The sequence below is a fragment of the Bacillaceae bacterium S4-13-56 genome, assembly GCA_040191315.1.
In the GTDB taxonomy this organism is placed as follows: Bacteria; Bacillota; Bacilli; order Bacillales; family JAWJLM01; genus JAWJLM01.
In genome coordinates this window covers 1-6,759 of the sequence record JAWJLM010000121.1, presented here as the reverse complement: position 1 = coordinate 6,759, position 6,759 = coordinate 1, and the positions used below count along the sequence as shown (strand labels likewise).

At 34.7% G+C, this 6,759-nt stretch carries 6 protein-coding genes and 2 pseudogenes; 2 read left to right on the top strand and 6 right to left on the bottom strand.

What is annotated here, in order from left to right; translation table 11 throughout:
• Window positions 1-19: 19 nt before the first annotated feature.
• A complete protein-coding gene (locus RZN25_17705; GenBank protein ID MEQ6378643.1) occupies window positions 20-388 on the bottom strand; it encodes a phospholipase D-like domain-containing protein in 369 nt (122 codons plus the stop codon).
• A 209-nt stretch (window positions 389-597) separates the two neighbouring features.
• Window positions 598-3,756, bottom strand: coding sequence for a DUF3427 domain-containing protein (locus RZN25_17700; GenBank protein ID MEQ6378642.1), 3,159 nt, complete (start codon window positions 3,754-3,756; stop codon window positions 598-600).
• A gap of 186 nt (window positions 3,757-3,942) precedes the next feature.
• On the opposite strand from RZN25_17700, the gene RZN25_17695 reads away from it, so the two are divergent.
• Together RZN25_17695 and RZN25_17690 are read left to right on the top strand one after the other, a co-directional pair.
• Entirely contained in the window at window positions 3,943-4,383 is a 441-nt protein-coding gene (locus tag RZN25_17695) for a hypothetical protein (protein MEQ6378641.1), read from the top strand.
• Window positions 4,384-4,527: 144 nt separating this feature from the next.
• A pseudogene (locus RZN25_17690) lies at window positions 4,528-4,671 on the top strand (8-oxo-dGTP diphosphatase MutT).
• A 196-nt stretch (window positions 4,672-4,867) separates the two neighbouring features.
• Here the strand turns inward: RZN25_17690 and RZN25_17685 are convergent.
• From RZN25_17685 to RZN25_17670, 4 genes and pseudogenes are all read right to left on the bottom strand, one after another.
• Window positions 4,868-5,110, bottom strand: a pseudogene (locus RZN25_17685) (IS4 family transposase).
• A 96-nt stretch (window positions 5,111-5,206) separates the two neighbouring features.
• The gene (locus tag RZN25_17680) at window positions 5,207-5,560 is read right to left on the bottom strand and encodes a tyrosine-type recombinase/integrase (protein MEQ6378640.1); all 354 of its coding nucleotides are present in this window, start codon (window positions 5,558-5,560) and stop codon (window positions 5,207-5,209) included.
• On the bottom strand, window positions 5,542-6,258 hold the full coding sequence (locus tag RZN25_17675; GenBank protein MEQ6378639.1) for a tyrosine-type recombinase/integrase: 717 nt from the start codon (window positions 6,256-6,258) through the stop codon (window positions 5,542-5,544). Before RZN25_17675 ends, RZN25_17680 begins: the two co-directional genes overlap by 19 nt.
• Complete coding sequence (locus tag RZN25_17670) at window positions 6,248-6,712, bottom strand: tyrosine-type recombinase/integrase (GenBank protein MEQ6378638.1); 465 nt, start codon at window positions 6,710-6,712, stop codon at window positions 6,248-6,250. The genes RZN25_17675 and RZN25_17670 overlap by 11 nt, the downstream gene beginning before the upstream one ends.
• Window positions 6,713-6,759: the final 47 nt, after the last annotated feature.

The following is a 6,759-nucleotide window of genomic DNA, read 5'->3' as shown; positions in this document are numbered from 1 at the left end:
TAGTGGATTTTATATTTATTCAGCAGACCCTAATTAACCCTTTTGCTTTCATCAAAATCATTAACTTTTGATGAGGTGTAATCTTTGGTAGAAACGTATTTTTAAAGTCAATCTGAGCATTTTGTATTTGAACATCTATATCAGGGTACTTTTCACTAATATCCTCAACTTTTTTTTGAAAGTCAGATATATCTTTAAATAAAATCTCTTCCTCATGATTCCAGAATTTATCCATAATTAAATTAGCATCAGCTTTATCTACTTTTCGTTTAATCAATATTTCCTTGTTTGGTTCACCATTAACCCCAAGGCCTCTATTAGTAAAGTTAGCCGATCCAACAAGTATTGTTTTTTCATCGAATAAATAGATCTTCGCGTGTAAAAAAATCTGTTCTTGTCGAAAATGTTGATAAATGTATCATTCACTCATAAATCCCATTATACAAAACCACTTTCTACATTAAGTTGAATGCAAAAAAGGCTATGTACATGTTTGTCGGCTCGAACGAGAAAACCTTGTTTTCCTTTAAATAGGCACCTGCTGACATACCAACTGTTCAAAAATTAATCCAAGAAAATAGTCCCCTATACAGGAGACTATAAAACAATACTCTTATTCGCTTTTGGTATTAATGCTGGGGGCATTTCTTCTCTTAACAGCCATTCGAAGCTGATTGGTTTTTCACCATAGTGTCTAATATAATCACATGTTCCTAAGAAAGTAAATGGTGCAGTATAGCCATTTTCCTTTTTAGATTCTCTTACGAACAAGGCGATATTGTGGCGATTCTCTCGATGATGAATATACCTTTGGGCAGTTGGGCTTGTTACAGATAATGTACTCTGTGACTGCCAGTGGAAACGCCTTTCATTAATTGCATAGTCCTCATACAGTGTGGAAGTCGAAAAATCTTTCTCTGACTTATTAAGAGTAATAAAGAAAATATCCAAATTCTTTTCTTGAAAATGCTTGACCCCTTCTCTGAACTCAGGAGAACTTTCTTCGTTAAAGTACCCTAAGGCAGCCATAATTTGATCTCGGTTATAGGTTGCATGAACGGTTAAAGGTGTAACAAAATTTAAATCATGACTAAGCTCCAGTGTTTTGATCGAATGATATTGATACTCCAAAACATCAAGGACTTCCCTTCTCATCCGATCATTTTCTAGCACCTTTTTCAACCCTTCTTCAACAGATGAAAGACCCTCTTTCTTAGGCTCCTTTTGATAAAAAGTGTAGTAAAGCATATTTCTCATTAAATGCTCTTCTACATTTACAACAGTTTTCTCACCTTTCACGTACCCAGTAAAAAACTCCAGCAACTTTTTGGAATTAAGATGAAAGAACCTAGGCAACCTTTTCATAATGGTCTTCTCTTCTGGGCAATAAAAATCATCAGCAAGTCCAACCTCTACCAACATTCTTTGGAAAGAGCGGTCTCCTCCTTTACCATAAAAGTCATACACAGATAAATGATGATGAGTTAAAAAGTTATGAAAAGTTAATTCCAAACCTGTATCCTGTTTAAAATATTTCATCTTTGTTTTCAGGTTGGCAACAGAATTGGTAGCAGCTTTAATATTCCTTAAAATATACTCTTTTGCTTGCTTTTCTAGCTGAATGAAGCTACCTTTTGGCAAGTTCGAGAACCCTTCTTCTATATAATGCTTGATGGAGTGTTTCGTTTTACCAACCAAAGCTCGAAATTTCTCTTCAAAGCTATAATTCTTATGGGCTTGACCCACAAAGTCTAAAACGGTTAAACACTCTTTTCCATCTGCTAATCGAAGGCCACGTCCTAACTGCTGTATGAAAACAGTCAAACTCTCCGTCGGACGTAAAAATAAAATCGTATTTACGTCTGGAATATCTACTCCTTCATTATATAGATCAGCAACAAAAATAAATTTTATCTCACCACTTGATAACTGAAACTGAGCAGATTTTCTAATTTCCTTGTCTGAGTCACCATGTAAAGCAATCGATGCTATTCCCCGCTGATTAAAGTAATTGGCCATGTAAATGGTATGCTCTACTCCAGCACAAAATCCTAGACCCTTCACTTCATCCATATCAGTTACGTATCTTTTTAAACTGTTTACAATTTGATTACTACGAATCTTATCGTTGGTATAAACATTTTCTAATTCCTTTACATCGTAGCCCTTACCACGCCACTTCAGGTTAGATAAATCGGCAGTATCGCTAACACAGAAGTATTGAAAGGGACTTAATAGCTTTTTATTTATGGCTTCTGTGAGCCTCATTTCCGATGCAATTTGTCCATCAAAGTAGTGGAGTATATCCTTTCCATCCATGCGTTCTGGAGTAGCAGTTAAACCAAGCAACACTTTTGGCTGAAAGTGACTTAATAAAGTTTGGTAGGATTGAGCAGCTGCATGATGGAACTCATCAACAATTATAAAATCATAATAATCACTCGTAAGTTTTTCATGAAGCTTCATACTGTTGAAGCTTTGAATACTCACAAAAACATGCTCCATTGAACTCGGCGTACTTCCACCAACAAGCATGTCCCCAAAGTTAAAATCTTTCAAAATAGCACGGAAAGTATCCCTACTTTGTTTAAGTATTTCTTCTCTATGAGCCACAAATAGTAATCTCGCTCGGTTGTTTTGGTTATTTCTATATCTACGATAGTCAAAAGCTGAAATCACAGTCTTACCCACACCTGTGGCGGCAACCAAAAGATTTCGATATCGGCCAAAAACCTCACGCTCAGCTTCCAAGTTTTCTAGCATTTCTTTTTGGTAATAGTAAGGTTGAATATCAAAATTAAAATGAAAATCGTTTTTCTCTTCCTGATTCTTCTTTCTTAGTGCCTGTTTTAGTTGATCATGATCATGTTCATTATTGCTATCAAATGTCCTGAATTCTCCATCGTTCCAATAGCTTTCAAATGTGGCATCAAACTTTTTTACAATATCAAAAGAATCCTTTTCTGTTACCTTAAGATTCCACTCAAGTCCTGATGTCAGAGCAGGATTTGATAGATTGGAAGAGCCTATGTATGCCGTAGTAAATCCCGTATTTCGCTTAAACATATAAGCCTTAGCATGGAGTCGAGTCCTATCCACATCATAGGAAATCTTTATTTCGGTGTACTCTAATTTACTTAATTCTAGAATGGCTTTGTAATCTGTTGCTTCCATGTAAGAGGTTGTTATAATCCTCAACTGTCCACCATTATCCGTAAAAGTCTTAAGTTCATCCATTAGAATACGAATGCCACTCCACTTAATGAACGACACAAGAAAATCAATCTCGTCTGAACTGGCAATCTCCTTTTTCAACTCACTTAGCATATCGGGTTCATAGCTGGAACCTGTAAAAAGGGAGCTCTCAGCAATAGAAGTAACCGGCCGAACCACCTTTTCCTTCTTCACACTTCGAACACTATTAATCTTTGAGCAAATTGAGGTGAGCACTTCCCCTTCTTGCGCAATATGAAGTTGATCAAATTCATCATCACTCAATGTTTTGCTCAAAGTTGTTATAAGATGATTACAAGTTTCAATTTGTTTTAAAAGAGCTTCTTTGTCATCAGAAACCTTATCCCTAACATAGTTTAGTGCTCTTCTCGTTACCGAGGAAATATAGGAAGAAAGCACCTTTCTCGCCTCTTCTACATCTAAAGATTCTTTTGAAATATCAAATTGATCTTGTTCCAGTTTAGAAAGTTGTTCCTTCAGTTGCTTTGTAATAAGCTCTTCATAGATACCTTGGATGGGCATGACATCACCTCGAAATTTTTATACTTCTATCGGCTTCTATTCATAATTTTACATTAAGTACAAACTTATTCAAAATTTCATCCAATTTTATGTATGTATATTTGATGTCTGGAATATAGTTAGACAAACACTACGTTCAATATTCCTTTAAGATATATGGAAAAAATTAGTATAGGAGAGAGGGAAATGGACAACATCTGGTCAAAAATGTTTCCGATGGATCAAAAAATATTGGAAGAGTTAAAAAAGAGAAAATTAAAGCTCTCAGATACTCAGAAAAAGTACTTTGATTTATCACTCCTATTTGTTTTTTCACTAGGTACTTTTCTCTGGTTTTCTTATTATCATTTTTTCCATAATAAGTATCCAGACTTATTAACATTAATCTTCTCAATGGGACAAGACAAAATATCAATCATTGGTCTTGTAGTCTCTTTTTATATTTATTTTCAATGGAAGAGGCATGATCTTATAACCGGAGATGTTAAAAAGAAATTTGATAATCTCAGAATAGAAGTAATGGACAAGTTTGATAAATGGGAAAAAGAATACGACAAAGTTTTTTTAATTCAACTTATTAAACATTTTGAAAAAGACCTAAAAATAAATCTAAGTTATAAAAAGTAAATGTTTCACCCAAAACACCTGATCAATAGTGCATTTAGCGTTCCCCGCACTTGGTCAGGTCTTTTTCTGTAATTTCTGCAATAAAATTATAAAAGCAAGGTCATTTTACACCCGATATGAGGTGCCTGACACCAATTTACCCCCATGAAAAAATCCCTAAAAGTAGTAGCAGCCATCATCGAGAACAACAAAAAGGAAAACTTGTGTGCTCTTCGTTCTCCAGAGATGTCCTTACCCAACCATTGTGAATTCACTGGTGGAAAAGTAGAAGAAGGCGAGGACATCAAATAATTGTACTAGAGCTAAGTTTTGAACTGTTGTTAGTATATATTTAGTATCACTAGCATTGCATAAATGTAGTTTGAATATTCAGTAAATATATTTACTGGATTTTTTGCCAAAAAGACAAAGCCTAAACAAAAGGTGGTTTGTCCATTTGGAAAAATTATACAGTTAAACTATTGGCAACAACGACAGTATGTATTTATGGGCTAGATCTTTCGTCAAATCTTCGGATCCAGACATATGCAGGTTTCCAAAGTGCTCTTTTTAACCAGCGGATAATACGGAGTAAGGACTTCTTACTCTTCATCTCCAACTGGATAAGTACATTTAGACAGTAAGCAATGAGCGCAAGGAAGATTTGATTTTGGATGGCAGTTTCGCTCATGCCATAAAAGTGCTTGATCTCTACATGCTGTTTGAGCCACTTAAAAAATAGTTCTATGGCCCTTATCCAAACCTTTTTAAAATCCAAACCTTTTCATGAAACCTACTGATTCCACTAGGATATTAATGAAAATGGTTTGGATTTTATTTTTAGTTATTTGCAAAGATCTCTTAACTTTCGAATATCTTCTTTCCATAATTTAGGTTGATTTACTTCTTCTTCAGTCATTATTTCTTTCATTGCTGATGCTTCCTGAGTTACCGTTATCTCCAAGTAAACCATAGTTGTCTGAATGTTTTCGTGCCCTAATAAATATTGAATTTCACCGACATTCATACCATTTTCCAGCCAGTGAGTTGCTGCCGCGTGTCTAATCTGATGAGGGTGTAAAGTTGCTGGAACTTCTGGACACAATTGATTAGCGATGACAGCCCATTTTTTTAATCGTTTTGTAACTGCTGGTTGCGTTAATTTTTTCTTTTTTCCTTTTATTTTTGAATAAAACAAGTTATTTTTGAATAAAACAAGAAATCATCTTCATTAGGTCTCATGCCATGATATTCATTTACGAATTTCTCAAGGTATTGAACAATCTTGGAATTCAAGCCTAAACTTCGATGTTTGTTTCCTTTTCCAGTTATTGTGACATATGGTTTTGGTACATTCAAGCGTGCATTTTTAATCTTTAGTGATAATATTTCATCTATTCTTGCTGCTATATCATAAAATAATATAAATATCGCAAGATCTCTTCTCCCTGCCTTAGTTAACTGATCAATTGTTCCCAAAAGAGCTTGTACACCCTCTTTACTCATTCCTTTTACTTTGATTTTTGGTGCTTTTCTTTTCTTGACTGATGCTGCTGCTATGCTAAGATAGCTTAATGTAATATCCTGTATGCCTAAATATTTTAGAAAAGCCTTTATGGATGATAATCTTACATTGGCTGATTGTGGCTTGCAGTTCTTTTCATTCATCAGCCATATTAACCATTCATCAATGGTTTCGGCTTTGAAACAATCATAGGAAAGCTGATTTATTGTTATTTTTTTCTTTTCTTCAAGGAAATCCATGAAAAGTGTTAATGCAAGGTGATAGGATTTTATCGTATGCTCACTGCTCGTTTTGCTGGAAGGAAAATAAACTCTAATGAATTTGTTGATATGGTTCGCAATTTCATTTGACTCTTTCATGTTATTCTTCATCGTACATCTCCGGAACTAATTCATCAAAATTCTTTTCCGTCAGCTCTTCCAGTTTATCTCTGAGTCCAGGTACCAGTGAATAATAATACATTGTGCTTTCAATAGATGAGTGTCCCATGCTCCGGCTTAATGCCAATAATTTGGAAGTGAATTCTATCCCTACATTTGTCCAGCTATTGATATTCGTTATGGCATAGTGATGCCGGAGGGCATATGCGTTGGCATAAGAATCATTGTATTGATACCATAATTTATTGAAATTCAATGTAATCCATGCCTTTGTATAATGCTTGCCATCTCTTGTCGGAAAGAAATACGTTCTTGATGGACATATTCCTTCGATTTCTTTGTCATATCGTTTCATCATTGCTAACATAGAATCATGCATGACCACGTAATGTTGATTATATCCCTTTGATTTTTGAATATTTATAACACCATTTTCTAAATTCACATCTTTTCTTTTTTCTGATTATCCAACTAGCTCAGTATAGGTCACAG

What these genes read in the sequence shown, in the direction of transcription:
- RZN25_17700 (MEQ6378642.1), bottom strand. Translation starts at nt 3,756, where the DNA reads ATGCCCATCCAAGGTATCTATGAAGAGCTTATTACAAAGCAACTGAAG.
- RZN25_17695 (MEQ6378641.1), top strand. Translation starts at nt 3,943, where the DNA reads ATGGACAACATCTGGTCAAAAATGTTTCCGATGGATCAAAAAATATTG.
- RZN25_17675 (MEQ6378639.1), bottom strand. Translation starts at nt 6,258, where the DNA reads ATGAAGAATAACATGAAAGAGTCAAATGAAATTGCGAACCATATCAAC.